General features: G+C 60.5%; 15 protein-coding genes and 1 tRNA gene. 5 read left to right on the top strand and 11 right to left on the bottom strand.

The features are described 5' to 3' along the window. Positions 1 to 21: 21 nt before the first annotated feature. The 7 genes from HMPREF2792_RS02480 to HMPREF2792_RS02450 form a co-directional block, all read right to left on the bottom strand. On the bottom strand, positions 22 to 486 hold the full coding sequence (locus HMPREF2792_RS02480; protein ID WP_232748433.1) for a PepSY domain-containing protein: 465 nt from the start codon (positions 484 to 486) through the stop codon (positions 22 to 24). Positions 487 to 581: 95 nt separating this feature from the next. Then, positions 582 to 1,460, bottom strand: coding sequence for a fumarylacetoacetate hydrolase family protein (locus HMPREF2792_RS02475; protein WP_070530578.1), 879 nt, complete (start codon positions 1,458 to 1,460; stop codon positions 582 to 584). Positions 1,461 to 1,465: 5 nt separating this feature from the next. After that, complete coding sequence (gene pth, locus HMPREF2792_RS02470) at positions 1,466 to 2,014, bottom strand: aminoacyl-tRNA hydrolase (protein WP_070530576.1); 549 nt, start codon at positions 2,012 to 2,014, stop codon at positions 1,466 to 1,468. 98 nt (positions 2,015 to 2,112) lie between these two features. After that, positions 2,113 to 2,769 (bottom strand): 50S ribosomal protein L25/general stress protein Ctc, encoded by a 657-nt coding sequence (locus HMPREF2792_RS02465; protein WP_070529222.1) that lies wholly within the window; start codon positions 2,767 to 2,769, stop codon positions 2,113 to 2,115. Between the two features lie 209 nt (positions 2,770 to 2,978). Then, positions 2,979 to 3,953, bottom strand: a complete 975-nt coding sequence (locus tag HMPREF2792_RS02460; protein WP_070520869.1) for a ribose-phosphate diphosphokinase — start codon at positions 3,951 to 3,953, stop codon at positions 2,979 to 2,981. Positions 3,954 to 3,989: 36 nt separating this feature from the next. Then, on the bottom strand, positions 3,990 to 5,441 hold the full coding sequence (gene glmU / locus HMPREF2792_RS02455; RefSeq protein WP_070530575.1) for a bifunctional UDP-N-acetylglucosamine diphosphorylase/glucosamine-1-phosphate N-acetyltransferase GlmU: 1,452 nt from the start codon (positions 5,439 to 5,441) through the stop codon (positions 3,990 to 3,992). A 64-nt stretch (positions 5,442 to 5,505) separates the two neighbouring features. Continuing rightward, the gene (locus tag HMPREF2792_RS02450; protein ID WP_070530574.1) at positions 5,506 to 6,747 is read right to left on the bottom strand and encodes an MFS transporter; all 1,242 of its coding nucleotides are present in this window, start codon (positions 6,745 to 6,747) and stop codon (positions 5,506 to 5,508) included. A 70-nt stretch (positions 6,748 to 6,817) separates the two neighbouring features. Here HMPREF2792_RS02450 and HMPREF2792_RS02445 point away from each other — a divergent pair, with 70 nt between their 5' ends. Beyond that, complete coding sequence (locus HMPREF2792_RS02445; protein WP_070530572.1) at positions 6,818 to 8,452, top strand: multicopper oxidase family protein; 1,635 nt, start codon at positions 6,818 to 6,820, stop codon at positions 8,450 to 8,452. A gap of 74 nt (positions 8,453 to 8,526) precedes the next feature. On the opposite strand, the gene HMPREF2792_RS02440 is transcribed toward HMPREF2792_RS02445, so the two are convergent. Beyond that, the gene (locus tag HMPREF2792_RS02440; RefSeq protein ID WP_118781200.1) at positions 8,527 to 9,291 is read right to left on the bottom strand and encodes a DUF4352 domain-containing protein; all 765 of its coding nucleotides are present in this window, start codon (positions 9,289 to 9,291) and stop codon (positions 8,527 to 8,529) included. 359 nt (positions 9,292 to 9,650) lie between these two features. Between HMPREF2792_RS02440 and HMPREF2792_RS02435 the strand changes: the two genes are divergently transcribed. Further along, positions 9,651 to 10,370, top strand: a complete 720-nt coding sequence (locus tag HMPREF2792_RS02435; RefSeq protein WP_198530285.1) for a trimeric intracellular cation channel family protein — start codon at positions 9,651 to 9,653, stop codon at positions 10,368 to 10,370. 293 nt (positions 10,371 to 10,663) lie between these two features. Here the strand turns inward: HMPREF2792_RS02435 and rhuM are convergent, their stop codons facing one another. Continuing rightward, entirely contained in the window at positions 10,664 to 11,659 is a 996-nt protein-coding gene (gene rhuM, locus HMPREF2792_RS02430) for a RhuM family protein (protein ID WP_083306369.1), read from the bottom strand. A 342-nt stretch (positions 11,660 to 12,001) separates the two neighbouring features. Next, positions 12,002 to 12,076 (bottom strand) — tRNA-Gln (locus tag HMPREF2792_RS02425). 150 nt (positions 12,077 to 12,226) lie between these two features. On the opposite strand from HMPREF2792_RS02425, the gene HMPREF2792_RS02420 reads away from it, so the two are divergent. From HMPREF2792_RS02420 to HMPREF2792_RS02410, 3 genes are read left to right on the top strand one after another with little or no spacing between them, the layout of a single operon-like run. After that, entirely contained in the window at positions 12,227 to 12,835 is a 609-nt protein-coding gene (locus HMPREF2792_RS02420; RefSeq protein WP_070520882.1) for a TetR/AcrR family transcriptional regulator, read from the top strand. 12 nt (positions 12,836 to 12,847) lie between these two features. Further along, positions 12,848 to 16,486, top strand: coding sequence for a transcription-repair coupling factor (mfd, locus tag HMPREF2792_RS02415; RefSeq protein ID WP_070530620.1), 3,639 nt, complete (start codon positions 12,848 to 12,850; stop codon positions 16,484 to 16,486). After that, positions 16,486 to 16,965: a hypothetical protein gene (locus HMPREF2792_RS02410; protein ID WP_070530565.1), complete on the top strand. Its 480-nt coding sequence runs from the start codon at positions 16,486 to 16,488 to the stop codon at positions 16,963 to 16,965. Before mfd ends, HMPREF2792_RS02410 begins: the two co-directional genes overlap by 1 nt. Here HMPREF2792_RS02410 and HMPREF2792_RS02405 read toward each other — a convergent pair. Continuing rightward, complete coding sequence (locus HMPREF2792_RS02405; RefSeq protein WP_070530563.1) at positions 16,962 to 18,449, bottom strand: amino acid permease; 1,488 nt, start codon at positions 18,447 to 18,449, stop codon at positions 16,962 to 16,964. The genes HMPREF2792_RS02410 and HMPREF2792_RS02405 overlap by 4 nt on opposite strands. Between the last annotated feature and the right edge of the window lie 81 nt (positions 18,450 to 18,530).

Below are 18,530 nucleotides of genomic sequence, written 5' to 3'. Positions count from 1 at the left end.
GTAGGGCGAATTGGCAGGTGTTTAGTCAACCTCGTGTTCCGTAACCGCGCCGCTGGCGGCGTCGACGTCGAGTTCATGTTCCTGGCCATTCGCCTTGAATTCAATCTCCCAGTGCGGGCCCTTGCCGTCATCACCATCGTCGTAGTCGACTTCCTTCTCCGTGACGGCCTGGGCATCAACGCCGGCATGGGCTAAAGCTTTCTCGAATGCGTCATCGCCGGTGAGCTTCCCGGAATTCTCTGCATTTCCGGCGTCCGCGGCAGCAGCCGTGTCTGCAGGCTGCTGCGCGTCGTCATCGCGGTCATCGTCGTCATCAACATCGCCCTGGTCCGCGCCAGTCGCAACGGCTGTTTCCGTCACGGTTTCCACAGTCGCGGGAGTCGGCGTCGGGGCGGGATCGGCCTCTTTATCTGAAGAGCACGCAACCAGCGCGGTGCTGGCGCATAGTGCGAGGCCGGCGGCGGTGAAGCGGGAGCTAAGAGTCATTGAGGCTCATCCTTCTTGGTCGGTCGGGCACGTGTGGTGCCCCACCCTAACGAAGCCTGTCAGTTTTCGCTGAAGATCCTGGATACGGCGGAATGTTAACGACCGTGACAGGTACAGCCTTCGCCGCAGCCCCCGGCAGCGGGAGGTTCGCCGAAGCGCGTGGTGTTCTCAATCGCGCCGAGCCCTTCGATACTGATGCGGGTGCGGGAGCCGTCGCCAAGCAGTGCTTCCTCGCCGCGCGCGAAGCCCACGCCTTCCGGGGTTCCGGTGGCAATAACATCGCCTGGATTCAGAGGGTAGAGGGAGGAACAGAAGGCGATGAGCTCGGCCACGGAGAAGATGAGGTCATCGGTGTTATCGTCCTGGCGGACTTCACCATCGACGGTCGTGACTAGCCGCGCGGCCTTGCCCGGGGCCCATTCATCAGTCGTGGTCAACCATGGTCCGAAACCAGCGGTGCGGTAGAAGGATTTGCCGGCGTGGAACTGCGTGGTGGCGCGCTGATAATCCCGCAGAGTGTAATCGTTCATAATGGCATAGCCGGCCACGTAATCCAGCGCATCTTTCGCACTCACCCGGTGCGCGCGGCGGCCCATGACTACGGCGAGCTCTCCTTCATAGTCCAGCTTCTTCGTGGCATAGTCCGGCACATAGACATCGTCGAAGGGCCCGGTCAGAGCCTCCGGGAACTTGATGAAGAGCGTGGGCTGTGTAGGCAGCTCGCGGCCCATCTCACGGGCATGCTTGGCGTAGTTGACGCCAACACAGATGATCTTTCCTGGGTTCGGGATGACGGGGGCGAGGTCGGCGTCGTCGAAAACCACGGGCTCACCGGAGAGCTGCGCAGCTTTGTGCCAATCGGGGCTGGCGAGCAGTTCTCCTACGTCCTCATAATCCAGCTCGGTGCCCACGTTGGGGCCGTCAATACGGATAGCGCAGGTGCCAAAACTGGTGCGGAGGGTAGCGAGTTTCATGGCAGTTAGTCTAGCGCGCGAAGAATCTCATCGACCGCGTCGGCGCACATGATGGGGACCTCCTGCGCCTCCTGCTTGTTCCATGTTTTAAGCACAAATGCGGCTGGGTCCATGCGCCCGGGCGGGCGGCCGATGCCGACTGAAAGGCGCTGGTAGTCCTTGGTGCCCAGAGATTTCGTGGTGGAGCGCAGGCCATTGTGGCCGTGATCCCCGCCGCCTAAGCGCCGCTTGATGGTGGCGAAATCAAGCTCAAGTTCATCGTGCACCACGATGATGTGATCAGCGGGTACAGAGAAATATTGAGCGAGCGCCTTGATAGGTCCGCCGGACAAGTTCATGAAGCAACGCGGCTTGGCGACGATCACCTTGTTGTCCCCGCGCCGCGCTTCGGCGACATCCGTGTTCGTCTTCTTATGAACGGAAAAGGAAGCGAACAGCTCGTGGGCTAGTTCATCAGCCACGTCAAAGCCGATGTTGTGGCGGGTACCGGTGTACTTCGGGCCGGGGTTTCCTAGACCAACGACGAGAAAGGGAGAAGAAGTCACGCTGCCCATTCTAAACAGCGTAGGGGCGAAAAGCGGCGAACCGCGCCCGCCTCCCCGAAAGCAGGGAAACGGACGCGGTGCACTAGATAGGGGAGGGGAGGGGAGGTTTACTCCTCGTCCTTCTTCTCCTCGGAAGCGGACTCGTCGGCGGACTCGGCGCCAGCCTCAGCTCCACCTTCCTCAGCAGCCTCAGCGGCAGCCTCGACGTCCTCATCAACCTCCGGCTCGGAGATGGAGACGATGACGGTGTCTTCCTCGGCAGCAAGGGTGGTGCCCTCCGGCAGGGAAACCTCGCCGGCGGTGACCACGGTGCCGTCCTCGAGGCCCTCGATGGACACGACGATCTCTTCCGGAATGTTGAGTACGTCTGCCTCGACGAGGAGGACGTCGGCATCCTGGATGGACATGAGGCCCGGAGCCGGCTCGCCCTCGAGGACAACCGGAACCTCGACCTCAACCTTCTCGCCACGCTTAATGGAGAGCAGGTCGATGTGGTCGATGTTGAAGGTCAGGACGTTCTGGTCGATGTGCTTGACCATGACGAGGTGCTGCTCGCCCTCGAGCTCCAGCTCGAACACGGCGTTGACACCGTGGTTGCGGACCAGTGCGGTCATTTCTAGGCGGTCAACGGCGAAGTGCAGAACGTCGACGGCGTGGCCGTAGACAACGCCCGGGATCTTGCCTGCAGCGCGCAGACGGCGAGCGAAGCCCTTGCCGAACTCAGAACGGACCTCAGCCTTAAGTACGGGGCGCTCAGAAGCCATAAGTAAATCTCCTTAAAGTATCGTTGTGCGGCAAGGGCTGTTGTAGGACCGTGTAGATACGACAAAAGCCTGCCGATGGACGTCTTGGACGAGTCATCGCAGGCTTAATACAAGATTCACTGCTTAACTTGTGCTATCGCGTCGATAACGGATTTCTCCCTCGCCGAGACGCACAAAATTTTAGCAGCAGCGTTGTCGCAGAACCAAATCTAGTGAGTCTCAAACAGCGTGGTCACAGAACCGTTCTCGAAAATCTCGTGGATGGTGCGGGCCAGCAGCGGGGCGATGGACAGTACCGTGAGGTTGTCCCAGCCCTCGGTGGACTGCGGCAGGGTATCGGTCGTGATGACCTCGACAGCACCGCACTCGGACAGGCGCTCGCGGGCCGGGTCGGAGAAGACACCGTGGGTACACGCAATAACCACGGACTTGGCGCCGGCTTCTTTGAGCACGCGGACAGCGCCCGCGATGGTGCCGCCGGTATCAATCATGTCATCGAGCAGGATGCAGTCCTTGCCCTCGACGTCACCGACGACGCGGTTGGACACCGTCTTGTTGGCCTCGGTAGTGGAGCGGGTCTTGTGAACGAAGGAGAGTGGGGCGTCGCCAAGCTCGTGCGCCCACTTCTCCGCCACCTTCACGCGGCCAGCATCGGGGGAGACCACAGCGAGGTTGTCCAGCGGGTACTTGGACTTGATGTAGTCCACCAAGATCGGCATCGCGTGCATGTGGTCGACCGGGCCATCGAAGAAGCCCTGAATCTGGTCGGTGTGCAGGTCCACGGACACGATGCGGTCGGCGCCGGCAGCGGCCAGCAGGTCTGCCACCAGGCGGGCAGAAATAGGCTCGCGTCCCAGGTGCTTCTTGTCCTGGCGTGCGTATGGGTAGAAGGGCAGGATGGCGGTAATACGCTTAGCGGAGCCGCGCTTGAGCGCATCAATCATGATGAGCTGCTCCACCAGCCACTTGTTGAGCGGCTGGGTGTGGGACTGCATCACGAAGCAGTCGGCACCACGGACGGACTCCTCGAAGCGAATGAAGATCTCACCGTTGGCGAAATCGCGCGCGGTGGTTGGAACCAGATCGGTCTTGAGCTCCTTGGCCACAGCCTCAGCCAACGCTGGGTGAGCGCGCCCAGTGAAGAGCATCATGTTCTTGCTGCTGCCGGTAACCTTGCCAGTCATAGGTAGATATCCCTTTACTTGTTGTTAGTTAGTGGTCTATTCGTCAGCCTCGGCGTCCTGTGCCTTGCCGGCGGCTTCTGCTGCCGGCGTGCCCGGACGCTTCTTTTGCACCCAACCTTCGATGTTGCGCTGCTTGCCGCCGGAGACCGCGAGCGCTCCCGCAGGAACGTCGTCCTTAATCACTGTACCCGCACCGGAGTAAGCGCCATCACCGACGGTGACGGGGGCGATGAACATGGTGTCCGATCCGGTGCGCACGTGGCTGCCGATGGTGGTGTGGTGCTTGTTGACGCCGTCGTAGTTGACGAAGACGGAGGAAGCACCAATGTTGGAATAATCGCCCACGGTGGCGTCACCGATATACGTCAGGTGAGGCACCTTGGTGCCGCGGCCGATCTGTGCCTTCTTTGCCTCGACGAAGCCGCCCAGCTTGCCCTCTTCACCCACGATGACGCCGGGGCGGATGTAGGTAAACGGGCCAATCTGCGCGTTGCCGCCAATGACGGAGTCGAAGCCGTGCGTGCGCACCACATGTGCGCCTTCACCAACCTGCATGTTGGTCAGCGTGGTGTCGGGGCCGATTTCGGCGCCATCGGCGATAGTCGTGGCACCCCACAGCTGGGTGTTGGGGTGAATGGTGACGTCCTGGCCAATGGTCACGTTGACGCCGATCCAGGTGGTGTCGGGGTCAACGATGGTGGCGCCGCCGCGCATGGCTTCCTCAACCACGCGGCGGTTGAGCAGGCGACCGGCCGCGGCCAATTGCACGCGGTCGTTGACGCCGGAGAGCTCCTCCGGATCGGCAGCGACGTGCGCGCCGACGCGGTGGCCGTCTTCGCGGGCGATCTCCAGCACATCGGTGATGTAGAGCTCGCCCTGGGCGTTATCGGAGTTGAGCTTCGTCAAAGCGTCGCGAAGCACGGCACCGTCGAACGCAAAGACGCCGGAGTTGACCTCGCGCACCTTTCGTTGTTCCTCAGAGGCGTCCTTCTGCTCCACGATGGCGGTGACGGATCCATCCTCGGCGCGCAGCACGCGGCCGTAACCGGTGGGATCCTCCAGCGTCATGGACAGAACTGTTACGGCATTGCCCTCGCCGGTATGGGCCTCCTGCAGCTGGCGCAAAGTCTCCGGGCGCAGAAGTGGAACGTCACCGTTAGTCACGATGACGGTTCCGTTAAAGTCCGGTAGAGCGCTCAAGCCGCACTGCACGGCGTGGCCGGTACCGTTCTGCTCCTCCTGAACGGCCTGGGATACTGCACAATCCAGTTCCTCGGCGATGGCATCGACAGCAGGGGAGACCTGATCACGCTGGTGGCCCACGACGACCACGAGGTGCTCCGGGTTCAGGCCGGCGGCTGCGTGGAGGGCGTGGCCGAGAAGTGACCTCCCGCCAATCTCATGCAACGTCTTTTGGGTTGAGGATTTCATGCGGGTACCTGCGCCTGCTGCCAGGACAATGGCGGCGCAGTCAGTTACTTCAGCCACGAGTGTGTGCTTCTCCTGTGATTGGGGGTCAGGACTTACTGTGTTTCATCATAACGCGTGCTGCCTACTTCCCGTGTGACACCTCCGGGAGCGCTCGGGCACGCCATGCGCCAATCAGGCCGATGCACGCTAAGAACAGAATGGCCGCCGAGGGGCCCGCGAGTGCAATGACGGCAGATATGCCGCCGACGACGAGGAGGATGACGCCCATCATGGTGTTTGCAGCCCCGACGTAGCGGGTGCGCTTATCCTCACCAGCCATGTCCACCACATAAGTCTTGCGCGCCACGCGGATAGCGGCGTGCGCCAAATTGACCAGGAAGAAGCCGAGGGGAAGGGCCCACATGCTCACAGCCGTCGGCGCCCACGCGGCACAGGCCACGATGGCCAGCAAGATGATCGCCGCGGCACCCGCAGCCCAGGACATGACCAGGCGGGAGGACTTATCCGACAACACACCGGAAACCCGGCCGCCGACGAGGCTGGCCAAGCCCGAAGCCAGGACGAAGCCGCCGAGCCCGCTGAGCGCTTGCGAGCCGATGTTCTGCGAAAGCACCACGATGAAGGATGTGGACAAGGCGGAGACCAGCAGCAGGGCGCGGACGTTAACGAAGCCACGGAAGCGGGCATCCTGGGTGTATAGCTGCCACGTGTCCTTCCACCAGCTGCGGTTTATCCCCTTCTGGCCGGAGTTCTCCGGCACAGGCTCCTCGATGCTGCGAAAGACCGCTGCTGCCAGGAACCACGTGGCCGCGCCGATGGCCAGCAATAGTGCCAGGCCCCAGCGCGGGAGTTCGCCCAGAACGGCGAGGATGCCACCGGTAATCAGGGTGACCGCCCCGCCGAGCTGCGTGGCCCGGCTGGTCACCACGCCGCGGCGCCCCTTGGAGATGGTGCGGCCTTGGACGTCCTTGCCGGTGAGAGAACACAGCGCCCGGAGGACGGCGAGAACAGCAAGCGCGAGGCAGACAATGAGGCCGAGGAAGGGGCCGCGAACAAGCACAGCAGCCGCCGCGATAATCGCCGCGCACACACCCTGGCCCACCGAGCCCAGCACCCACAGGCGCTTGCGGGCGGGATGGGACACCACCCATGGGGTGAGCGCCGCCTGCGGGAGCATGGAGCCGGACTCGCGCAAGGGGACCAGTAGGCCCGTGAAGAAGCCCGGCACCCCGGCCGCACTGAACAGCCAGGGGAGGACGGTCTTGCCGGAGAGCAATTGATCGCCCACGCCCTGCAGGCCATTCGACCACACGAAGCGGCGGGCGTTGGCGGATTCCTGGGAGGGTGACGAGCTCTGAGTCATGACTGTGATCTTAAGCCCGACTCGACCTTATCCGGGCCCTAAGGTTTGCCTGATCTCTATCCTGGAAAACATGTCTATCTCCGCTCGTCCCACAGTGTCCCGCCGTGTCTTCGTCCAAGGCTCCGTGCTCACCGTCGCCGGTGCCGCCGTGATGGGGTTGAGCTCATGCTCTGCATCGTCCTCGAAGAATCAGCCGGAGCCACAGGGCTATGACGGTGAGCCGCGCGCCCTGCCCATCCCGCCGGTGGACGAGGGCGAAGTTATTGACGGAACGCGAGTTTTCAAGCTGACCGCGCAGGACGGTTACTCGGAGGTCCTCCCCGGCAACGACCGCACCAGGACGTGGGGTTTCAACGGCCCCTTCTTAGGCCCCACCCTGCGCGCCCAGCGCGGGGAGAAGGTCCGCGCGGAAATTACGAACAACCTCATTGAGATGACCACGGTGCACTGGCACGGCATGAAATTGCCTGCCTACTCGGATGGCGGCCCGCACTCGCCAATTGAGGTGGGCAAGACTTGGAAACCCGAATGGGAGATCGCCCAGCCGGCCGCCACGCTGTGGTATCACCCGCACCCGCACATGGCCACGGCTACGCATGCCTACCGTGGGCTGGCGGGGATGTTCCTGATTGATGACGACGTGGCCTCTGGTCTTGACTTGCCGCAGGATTACGGTGTGGATGATATCCCGCTGGTCATCATGGATGCGAAATTCACCGAAGACGGCCAGATCGATGAGAAGAGCGATAACACCCTGGGTCTTCTGGGTACCACGCCTCTGGTCAACGGCATTACCAATGCACGCTTCGACGCCACCACGCGCCGGGTCCGCCTGCGCCTGCTCAACGGTGCCTCGATGCGCTTCTACACACTGGAGCTGAGCAACGGCCCCTTCCACGTCATCGCCACGGACACAGGGCTTCTCGACGCCCCCGTGGAAGTCGAATCCCTCCTCTTCGGCCCGGGCGAGCGTGCCGAAATCATCGTGGACCTGGAGCCCGGCGAGGAAGTACAGCTGCGCTCGGTGCCGCGCAAGGATAACTTTGGGGTGCCCAAGGACAAGGATGCGGCTGATTTCGGCTTCCAGGATTCCTTCGACCTGCTCACCATTTCTGGGCCTGCGGAGTCCGCGCCGAAAGCCTCCGCCCTGCCGGCAACGCTGGACCCCGCCGCGGCGAAGACCCCGTCGACGGATGGACTCACGGAGCGTGAGTTCGTGCTCAACACCTTCATGATTAATGGTGAGCAGATGGACATGGCGCGGGTGGATATGGTCATTGATCACGACGCCCCGGAGATCTGGACCGTGACCAATGAGAACTCTGATTGGCCGCACAACTTCCACATCCACAACGCCCGCTTCAAGGTCCTGGACTGGGACGGCGATGAGAAGATGAATGAGTTCAACTCCGGGTGGAAGGACATTGTGAACCTTCCGCCGAAGGCCACCGCGCGCCTGCTGGTGGAGTTTGGACACTTCCCGGACAAGACCATCCCGTACATGTACCACTGCCACATGTTGCTGCATGAGGATGAAGGAATGATGGGGCAGTACGTCATGGTCAATAAAGGCGAGAAACCCGACGTGCGCGTGAAACCAGCCGCACTCGTCTTCGACCAAACCGCCACCATGCACTCCGCGCACGCGGGCCAGGTGGTGGATTCCTCCCGCAGCCCCTATGCGACGCCGGAGGCGCAGGGCTAAGCAAGAACCAAGCCAGGTTTCAATGGATTGGAAAACTGTCTTTTTCTGCGGCTCGGTTTCGTCCGCTTGCAGCTCTAGCTGCGTACGTCGATGGAGGCAAGCCTGTTTCCAATCACGTTGTCCCCCGTGTCGTCGTATGCGAAAGCTACGGGTGTGAAGTCGCCGGGAACCTCGAATACCCAGGTAAATGGTGTGGAGAATCCGGGTCCAACGGAATCGTTGAGGACATCCCGGTTGGCTTGAACCCGCCAGTGGTCATCGAGAGGGGTATATTTCCGACCTTCCTGGTCAGCAATCCAAGCGAATAGGCTGAAGTCGGCGTTAAAAGGGGTTTTCCCTTCATTAGAGACTGTTCCGGTAACGATGACGAATTGTGCGCTGTCGTTACGCGGACCTTCCATCGCGGTATCAGGTGCCCCGGGGGTGAATTCTTCGGTTCTCAGCTCGACCGTGGGGGCGAGCTCCACGGAGTCGATAATGACTTTTTCGTTTCCGCTCATGGCCGGTTCGCCGAGCTTGGGGAGTTCGTCCAGGGTGCCTCCAGTGGTGCTGTCTTCCTGGGTATTTGAGGTATCGGCATTGTGCGCTTCTCCGGATAGTGAAGAGGCTGGCTCTGCAGAGGCTGCGAAAGCCTGTTCCTCTTTAGAACCGGTGAATGCGTAGGTGGTGCCCGCACCAAGTGCTACACCGACTAGGGCAGCGGCTGGAACCATCCACCATGCAGGTTTGGGGGTCTTCGACTGGGCTGCCGTGCCGTAATTAACTGGCTGTGGTGTGGTGGAAAAAGGATTCTGCCCTGGTGCCTGTTGCGGCTGTTGCTGTGCATCGTAAGGGGACATGACTTACCTCGAGAGAAGAGAGTGAACAAATTCTTAACAGTGTAAACCCACAGCATTGCGTTTCCACTATCAGAGCAGCAGTGAGCGTTACAGAAAGGGGAGGGATCGGTTTCACAAAAGTTCAGACGTGGAAGTGCAGACCCGCTGCCCTGGTCGTCGCCAAGCACGTTTGGCGCTTCACGACGCCCACCTGCGTGCTGTCAAAGAGTGAATGCCCTTCAAGGTCTGTACTTAAGGAAGTGTCGGCCGTTGGAGGCGCTTGAGTAAGACGCTGTGGGACGACGCGAGGCTAGCGATGGTGTGAACTGAAGCAAATTCATCATCATTGTGTGATCTGTACGCTATGGTCAGTATCTGTGATTCAGGACGTCGACCCGCTCATCCATTCCCTGTACCAGGTCTTTGACCTCATTGGTGTGGTACTCAACGGCATTATCGGTGGCACGATTGCGCGCCGCAGGGAATTCGACATTATTGGTTTCGTTTTTCTGGCGCTCTTTTCGGCGCTGGCGGGCGGCATGATCCGTGACATGCTGATCTCTCATGGCCCAGCAGCCGCTATTTCTGATCCGTGGTATCTCACTCTGGCATGCGTGGGTGCGCTTATTGCTTTCTTGATGGACCTCAAGGGCAAGGTCTGGGAGATCTTCCTTGAGCACGCGGATGCTGTCATCTTGGGTGTGTGGTGCACGACTGGCTGCGTGAAGGCACTGGCCTACGATATGCCGTTTATTGCCTGCGTCTTCTTAGGTGTTCTGACCGCAGTGGGCGGCGGTATGGTGCGCGATGTTGCTTCCGGGCAGATTCCCTCGGTCTTTGGCGGCAGTCCGCTGTATGCCGTGCCGGCGGTACTTACCGGAATCGTGATGGCTTCCTTCGCACACTTCGATAAGTTCGCCCTCGGTATGATCGTCTCGCCCTTCGTGGGCTTTGGCCTGGCAGTTATGGCGTATTGGCGCGGGTGGGTGCTTCCGCGAGCAGGTGTAGCGCCCCTGAATTACACTGCGGCGCAGGTGGCATCGATCGCGCGGAGAGCCGAAATTAGGGGTTTTCGGCGTGGCCGCAGAAAACGAAAATAGCTTCTCGCGGGATTTGAACCTATCACTTGCGCAATACGGTCAGTTCCACGCAGCCCCCGAAGGCTCTCGTCCAGCGCTTTCTCGATATGTTCCTTCGCTTTTCTCCATACGTGTCATCGCACCGTCGAACCATGTACGGTGCCCGGGGCGCGCAGCTGCCCGCCACGTTGTCCGGTCCGCACTAGTACTTTCGGACCAAGATCTTTACGCCGCTTAACCTGCTTCTCGATCACGTCTTGGGCGACTGCCACCGCGTGATGATCATGTGTCTTAGGAGTGCCTGATTAATCATTTTAATCCTCGCCCTGTTTTAAGGTCTTGATTTCGGCTTCTAGAGCTTTCATGTCTATTTCGTTGACCTTAGAATCGAGTTGGCGTTGGTAAGCATCCCATTCTTCCTCGGCTTTGTTTACTGCCTGCTCGTGTTTCCTCTTCCCATATCCTTTGAGGACTTCGCGTTCGTTGAAGATGAGCCAGGCTTCCGTTTTTTCCACCCAATCCTTCAAGAGCATGGTTTTTCCCATCTCGGCTTGGTCTTCTGCATAGTCCAAATACATTGTGGTGAGCCTGCGCATACGCCTAGCTTCGTCTTCGTTAAGGAAGTTTTTCGCAATGCCCATGTCGCTTTTGTGGGGCGATTCTCCGCCCCACGTCGTGAGCCCGGCGTATGGCTTAGTGTGGTCTGCGCGTTCCCAGATTAGCTCTGCTGCGGTTCGGCCGTGGGTGGCGAAGTGGAGTCTGTTTTGAATCCCTGCGAAGAATTGTTGGACTTCTTTAAATGATTTCTTTTCCTGGTAGTCAGCGCTGGTTGCGGCTATGACGTCACAGATTTTGCGGAAAAACTGGCGTTCGGAGACCCGAATCTCTCGAATGGTTTCAAGTAATTCGTCGAAGTGGGTGTCAGCACCATCGTTTTTGAGTTTTTGAGCGTCGATGGCAAAGCCTTTGGTGAGGTATTCCCGTAGAACTTCTGTGGCCCATTTTCTAAATTGCGAGCCGCGTGGACTTCGTACGCGGTAGCCAACGGCGAGAATCATGTTTAGGTTGTAGTGATTAACGGACCTGGTTTGACCTGGTACTTTCAAAAGTTGTTTGAAAGTAGCTTCTGCACCTAATTCGCCTGAGCGTGTGATTGACTGAATATGGTGCGAGACGGAAGCTGTGGTGACGTCGAAGAGATCGGCCATCTGCTTCTGGGTGAGCCAGGCGTCGTTGTCTTTTAGTTGGAGTCTTACGTGTGCTTTACCATCTTGGGTGGTGTACATAGCGACTTGGTCGGGGGTAGTCACTGGTATCCTCTCCTCGATTTTCTCGTTCTTCCTGCTTGTTCAGTGACGAGTCAGCAGCGAATTTGTCCGGCTCGTGTTCAAGCTCGCGGACAGCACTGTCATCCTCATCCTGCAGTGAAACAGAGGCACCGGACATGGGGGTCAAGATACGGGATATCTTCACGTTCGACCACGTGGTCAAAGGTTTCTGCTCAGTGGGCGAGTATATTATTGATGCGACGCGCTACATCTGTGATTACCTGTTGGTCTGTAAGTGCCCGGAGCGGTTTCCACAGGTTCCGAAGTATCGCCAGCGCAATAACCCGCCACCTGCATGGAAACAGGTAGACGGGCTGTGCGAATTGGCTTCCCCACCAGGACTCGAACCTAGAATGACGGTACCAAAAACCGTAGTGTTGCCGATTACACCATGGGGAAACTGCGCACATAATATGAGCGCTGGGGGACATGTTACCCGACGGGTGCTTATCAGACCTAAACAGGTGGCCAAGACTCGCGTTCCCGTTGCTTGCGGCTTACTTTTAGCTGGTGCGGGCCATGTCCGATGGGGGAGATACAGTAGTAGGCATGGTTCGACAAAGGATGACCGGGCGTGAGCGCCGTGAGCAGTTGATCTCCATTGGCCGTGCGGCCTTCGCAGAGCGCGGTTTCGATGGCGCCAGCGTGGAGGACATCGCGGCACGCGCCGGAGTGTCCAAACCGGTGGTCTATGAGCACTTCGGCGGCAAGGAAGGCCTCTATGCCGTCGTCATTGACCGCGAGCTCGTCGCTTTGGAAAAGGTCGTGACGGAATCGCTACAGACGGGTTCTTGGCGCGAGCGCATCGAGCAGGGGGTTGTCGCCCTGCTGACCTATGTGGAGGAGGAAACCGATGGTTTCTTGATCCTCGTGCGCGATTCCAAGCCAGGGGATGAGCGTAGTTTCTCCACGTTGTTGAACGCAGCAGTTAATCAGATCGCGCACATCCTCGGTGAGGCCTTTGAACATCGCGGGCTCGACCCAGAGCTGGCGGTGCTCTACGGCCAGGCGCTCGTCGGCATGGTGGCCACCACAGCCCAGTGGTGGCTGGATGAGCGTGAGCCTTCGCGTGAGACAGTTGCCGCGCACATCGTAAATCTGTGCTGGAATGGTCTTTCCGGCATGGAAGCAGCACCGAAGTTGAAGGGAGCTAAGTAGGTGGCAACGCCGATGCTGGGCGGGCTTTTAAAAGTAGCCGCCTCAGATCCGAAACTTAAAGGCCTCGCATCCCAAGTGGGGGAAGCCTCATTGCACATTACTGGCATCGACCAGGCACGCCCCTGGGCCATCGGTACCTTGGCGCACCACGCACCGGTGCTGGTGGTGACCGCCTCCGGGCGCGAGGCGGAGGACCTCACCGCGGAGCTGACGGCCATGCTGGGGGATAAGGTCGCTTACTTCCCGGCATGGGAGACGCTTCCGCATGAGAGGCTGTCGCCGGCCGCGGATATCGTCGGCAAGCGCGCGCGTGTGCTCGACCTCGTGGGGGCGGGCAAAGCCCAGGTCGTGGTGACCTCCGCCCGCGGGTATTGTCAGCCCATCCTGAGCAAGGTGGAGGGCCGCGCGCCCATTTTCCTGAAGGAAGAGGACGAGCACGAGCTCGCGCATATCCTGTCGGAGCTGGAGTTTCGCGCCTATAAGCACGTGGACATGGTGGCCAAGCGCGGGGAGTACGCCACGCGCGGCGGCATCCTTGATGTTTTTCCCACCACGTCGGATTACCCGGTGCGCGTGGAGTTCTGGGGTGATGAGATTACGGATATTCGTCAGTTCTCCGTGGCTGACCAGCGTGCCATCCCCGAGATCGAGGTGGGAGAGGTCGCTATCTATCCTGCCCGCGAGCTGCCGATCACCAATGAGGTCGCCGCGCGCGCCCGCGAGCTGGCGCAGAAGTTTGGGGGCAACGCAGCGCTGGCAGAGCTTCTGACCAAGGTAGGGGAGCACATCCCGGCTGAAGGTATGGAAGCCGTGCTGGCCGTGCTTGCCGACGCCCCCTTTGTCACCCTCCCCGAACTGCTTGCCCCGGGCACGCATGTACTGCTTGTGGCGCCGGAGAAAATCCGCACCCGCATTGCAGACTTGGAATCCACCGATGCGGAGTTCTTGGCTGCTGGCTGGGAGGCCGCCGCGATGGGCGCGGACGGCCCGTTGGCGGCCGAGGGCTTGGATACCTCGGCGTCGAGTTATCGCTCCTATGAGTCCTTGGAGGCGACGTGCCGGAATATCGAAGCCCCGCTGTGGACTTTTGCCCCGCCGGGGATGTTCGCCGCCGCGGAGTCGGAGACCCTGCCGCTGGACTTTGAGCTCGGACCAACTCCGCGTGGTGATATCCCAGAGATTGATGCCATGATGGCGCAGCTTCTGGCGCACACGACGGCCGGCGGGCGTGCCGCCTTCATTGCCCCTGCGCAAGGCGCTATCAAGCGCATGGTGGAGCGCTTTGCGGAGAAGGGTATCCCCACGAAGGTGGCCACACCTGGCTGGGAGCCGAGCCCCGGCGAGGTCACGCTCTACCAGGCCTTGTCCCATGCTGGTCTGGTGTTCCCGAAGGTACGCAAGCTCAAGGACGCTGAAGCGCTGCCGCTGGTCGTCATCACGGAAACTGACCTGACGGGTAACCGTGTGGGCGATATTGCGGGGGCGAAGCGTCGCCCAGCAAAGCGCCGCAACCGCGTGGATCCCCTCGCACTCAAGCAGGGTGACTACGTGGTGCATGAGACTCATGGCATCGGCAAGTTCCTCAAGATGGCCGAGCGCACCGTACAGTCCGGTGATGAGACGTCGCGCCGCGAATACATTGTGTTGGAGTATGCCGCCTCCAAGCGCGGCCAGCCGGCTGACCAGCTGTGGGTCCCCATGGATTCGCTGGATTTGCTGAGCAAATACACCGGCGGCGAGACGCCGACGTTGTCCAAGATGGGCGGCTCGGACTGGAAAAACACCAAGAAGAAGGCGCGCGCCGCGGTGCGCGAGATCGCCGGTGAGCTGGTGGAACTCTATGCCAAGCGCCAGGCCGCGCCCGGTTACCAATTTGGTCCCGATACCCCGTGGCAGGCGGAGATGGAGGATAATTTCCCCTTCGTCGAGACCGAGGACCAAATGCTGGCCATCGACGCCGTCAAACAGGATATGGAATCCACGGTGCCGATGGACCGCGTGGTCGTCGGCGATGTGGGTTATGGCAAAACCGAGGTGGCGGTGCGCGCAGCCTTCAAGGCCGTGCAGGACGGCAAGCAGGTTGCGGTCCTCGTGCCCACCACTTTGCTGGCCCAGCAGCACACCGATACTTTCCGCGAGCGCATGCAGGGCTTCCCGGTGGATATCGAGGTGCTTTCGCGCTTTACCTCGACCAAGGAATCCAAGGAGATTCTCGCCGGTTTGGCGGATGGTTCCGTAGACATCGTCATCGGTACCCACCGTTTGTTGCAGACTGGCGTTCAGTGGAAGAACTTGGGCCTCATCGTGGTGGATGAGGAGCAGCGTTTCGGTGTGGAGCACAAGGAGCACATCAAGGCGCTCAAGGCCAGCGTGGACGTGCTCACCATGTCCGCGACGCCGATTCCGCGCACCTTGGAGATGTCCATGGCGGGCATCCGCGAGCTGTCCACCATCCTGACCCCGCCGGAGGACCGCCACCCGGTCCTGACCTATGTTGGCGCGTATGAGGATAAGCAGGTGGCCGCGGCCATCCGCCGCGAGCTGCTGCGCGACGGCCAAGTCTTCTTCATCCACAACAAGGTTGCGGATATCGAAAAGAAGGCCCGCGAGCTGCGGGACCTAGTCCCAGAAGCGCGAATCGTCGTGGCACACGGCCAGATGAACGAGGACGTCCTTGAGCGCACCGTCCAAGGATTCTGGGACCGCGAATTCGACGTCCTGGTGTGTACCACCATCGTGGAAACCGGCCTGGATATTGCGAACGCGAATACCCTCATCGTGGAAAACGCCCACCACATGGGCCTGTCCCAGCTGCACCAGCTGCGCGGGCGCGTGGGCCGCTCCCGCGAGCGCGGCTATGCCTACTTCCTGTACCCGAAGGGCGCCACGCTGACGGAAACCTCCTATGACCGCCTGGCCACCATCGCCCAGAACAACGATCTGGGCGCCGGTATGGCCGTGGCCATGAAGGACCTTGAGATGCGCGGTGCTGGCAACGTGCTGGGTGCTGAGCAATCCGGCCACATCGCCGGTGTGGGCTTTGACCTCTACGTGCGCCTTGTCGGTGAGGCAGTGGAGACCTTCAAGGCGCTCGCGCGTGGTGAGACTCCCGTGGTCACGGACGAAGGCCCGAAGGAAATCCGCATCGATCTTCCGGTGGATGCCCATATTCCGGAGTCCTATATCAACTCCGAGCGCTTGCGTTTGGAGGTCTACCGCAAGCTGGCGGCCTCCAAGGACAACGCGGACCTGGCTCATGTGGTGGAGGAAATGCAGGACCGCTACGGGCCCATTCCGGAGCCGGTCGAGCGCCTGCTCGCCGTGGCTCGCCTGCGCCACCAGGCCCGCCGGGCCGGGGTCAGCGATATCACGGTGCAGGGCACGCGCATCAAGGTCCATCCGGTGGAGCTGGCGGATTCCAAGCAGGTACGCCTCAAGCGCCTCTTCCCGGGCTCCAACTACCGTGCAGCGGCCAAGGCCATCCAGCTCAATTTCCCCAAGGCCGGACGCAACGTCACGGACCCCAAGTTGCGTGACATCGAACTCCTGCAGTGGGTGGCGGACTTCTTGGCTTCGATGTTCGAACTCGAGCGCGTCGACGTCAGCGGTGCTAAGACTAAGAAGAATGTCATTAGCGTAGGAGAAAAATAATGGACGCCAGCACCGCCGCCGGGATTTCTCGGGCCAATCCCAGAATCGTTTTAGTGGCGGTGTGGATGGCTGCCTCGCTGCTCAGCATCCCCGTCTCACTGGTGATTAAGTTCAGCGGTGAGAACGGTGGCTGGCTCACCTTCATGTTGATGATGTTCGGAGTAATCCTGGTTGGCATTTGGGTGCTGCTTGGTTTGCTCCCGCTGTTTATCCGCGGTGATTACACAAGCAAGCTGGGGTGGGCGTGGGTGTCGATGGCCTTGGTGTTCATCGGCTTTATCGTGGGCAATGCCAACGTGCCGGATTTTGGGGACGTCGGTCCGGCCACCGTTCCGACGTGGTGGTTTGGCAACGAGGAAGCGGCCTCGATTACTGGAGGCATCTTCCTCGTCATCAGCGCTATCGGCCACGTGTTGTGGATAGCAAGCTGCATCGCCTATGCGGTGCTATCGCGCCGCACGGCGCCCGAGGTTTTCTAGAGCGCCAAGCGGCTCGTGCTCAAGCCCCACACCGCGGCAACCGCGCCGATAACTACCAGCGCTACCACGAACCATTCGAAGGTGTTGAACACGCGCTCTTTCTTGTACAGGCGGGTGGCCACATAAGGAATCATGCTGGGGACCACGGCTAGCGCGCCGAGAAGAACATAAACCGGGTCGGCGGCATAGATGAGCCACAGGGAATAGATGAAGGCGACGAGGCCGATGCAGAGGTGGCGGCGATTCTCTCGGCGGCTCACCTCCGGACCTGAAATATCGAAGCGCACCCCTGCATGTGGGTGAGTCAGCCCCTTGCCGCGCACGGCCAAGAGGACCAGGTAAAGGGAAGAGAAGATGTAGGGCAGCAGGTACATGATGGTGGCCAGCTGCACCATGGCGTTATAAGAAGTTTCGTTGAGGAAGAAGACGATAACGAAGAGCTGAATCGTCAGCGTAGAAATCAGCTGCGCTACCCACGGCGCACCGGCGATGTTCACGGTGCCGATCTTGCGGGGGAGAAGACCATCGACAGCCATCATGACAATCGGCTCCGCGCACAGCATCTGCCAGGACACGTAGGCGCCGAGCACGGAGAGGCACAGGCCGAGGGAAATGAGAGCGCCGCCCCATTCGCCTACGGCCGCGGTGAGCACGGACGCCATCGAGTTATCCGGCAGCGCTGCGAGCTCCTCCTGGGTAAGCACGCCGAAGCTCAGCGTGGACACGGATACCAGCAACGCCAGAACGCTGATGAAGCCGATGACAGTGGCGCGGCCGACGTCGGCACGCGTGCGCGCCTGCTTGGAGTACACGGATGCGCCCTCCACGCCGATGAAGACCCACACGGTAAAGAGCATGATGCCCTGAATCTGCTCGAAGAGGGACTTATCGGAGGCCTCACCCCAGAAATCAAGAGTGAATTTGTCCCAGCTAAAGCCTACGAATGCGAGGATGACGATGAAGGCGAGGATGGGGACGATCTTGGCGATGGACGTCACCATGTTCATGATCGCCGCCTGCTTAATTCCGCGCGCCAGCACAGCAAAGATTCCCCAGGACAACACCGATACGGCGATGGCGGAGACCCAGCGGTGGTCGGCGTCAAAGAAAGGCACGTAGTGGCCAATGGTGTTGAAGAACAAGGTGGCGTAGCCCACCTGCGCCATGACGGAACCCAGCCAGTAGCCCCAGCCGGAGGTAAAACCGATGAAGTCACCCAGGCCGGCGCGAACATAGGAGTACACACCGGAGTCGAGGTGCGGCTTGCGGTGCGCGAGAATTTGAAAAACGAAGGCGACAGAGAGCATGCCCACGCCGGCGATGAGCCAGCCGATGAGCATGGCGCCAGGGCCGGCCACGGAGGCGATGTTCTGCGGAAGAGAGAAGATTCCGGCGCCCACCGTGGAACCGATGATGAGCGCGATGAGCGTCCACAACGTCACAGAGTGCGTGCGCGGCGATTCGGTGAGATTGGAAGTGGTCATTGGTTAAAAATACCCCTTTAGGCGGACGTTTGTGCAACTGCAGCGAAAGTTCAAAGAACTGGGGACCTATACTCGTTGCCT

Source organism: Corynebacterium sp. HMSC068H04, assembly GCF_001811255.1.
Classification (GTDB): domain Bacteria; phylum Actinomycetota; class Actinomycetes; order Mycobacteriales; family Mycobacteriaceae; genus Corynebacterium; species Corynebacterium hesseae.
This window is presented reverse-complemented; position numbering and strand designations above follow the sequence as displayed.

Coding starts and splice junctions, on each gene's coding strand:
- HMPREF2792_RS02480 (WP_232748433.1), bottom strand. CDS start 486: ATGACTCTTAGCTCCCGCTTCACCGCCGCCGGCCTCGCACTATGCGCC.
- HMPREF2792_RS02475 (WP_070530578.1), bottom strand. CDS start 1,460: ATGAAACTCGCTACCCTCCGCACCAGTTTTGGCACCTGCGCTATCCGT.
- pth (WP_070530576.1), bottom strand. CDS start 2,014: ATGGGCAGCGTGACTTCTTCTCCCTTTCTCGTCGTTGGTCTAGGAAAC.
- HMPREF2792_RS02465 (WP_070529222.1), bottom strand. CDS start 2,769: ATGGCTTCTGAGCGCCCCGTACTTAAGGCTGAGGTCCGTTCTGAGTTC.
- HMPREF2792_RS02460 (WP_070520869.1), bottom strand. CDS start 3,953: ATGACTGGCAAGGTTACCGGCAGCAGCAAGAACATGATGCTCTTCACT.
- HMPREF2792_RS02450 (WP_070530574.1), bottom strand. CDS start 6,747: ATGACTCAGAGCTCGTCACCCTCCCAGGAATCCGCCAACGCCCGCCGC.
- HMPREF2792_RS02445 (WP_070530572.1), top strand. CDS start 6,818: ATGTCTATCTCCGCTCGTCCCACAGTGTCCCGCCGTGTCTTCGTCCAA.
- HMPREF2792_RS02440 (WP_118781200.1), bottom strand. CDS start 9,291: ATGTCCCCTTACGATGCACAGCAACAGCCGCAACAGGCACCAGGGCAG.
- HMPREF2792_RS02420 (WP_070520882.1), top strand. CDS start 12,227: ATGGTTCGACAAAGGATGACCGGGCGTGAGCGCCGTGAGCAGTTGATC.
- mfd (WP_070530620.1), top strand. CDS start 12,848: ATGCTGGGCGGGCTTTTAAAAGTAGCCGCCTCAGATCCGAAACTTAAA.
- HMPREF2792_RS02410 (WP_070530565.1), top strand. CDS start 16,486: ATGGACGCCAGCACCGCCGCCGGGATTTCTCGGGCCAATCCCAGAATC.
- HMPREF2792_RS02405 (WP_070530563.1), bottom strand. CDS start 18,449: ATGACCACTTCCAATCTCACCGAATCGCCGCGCACGCACTCTGTGACG.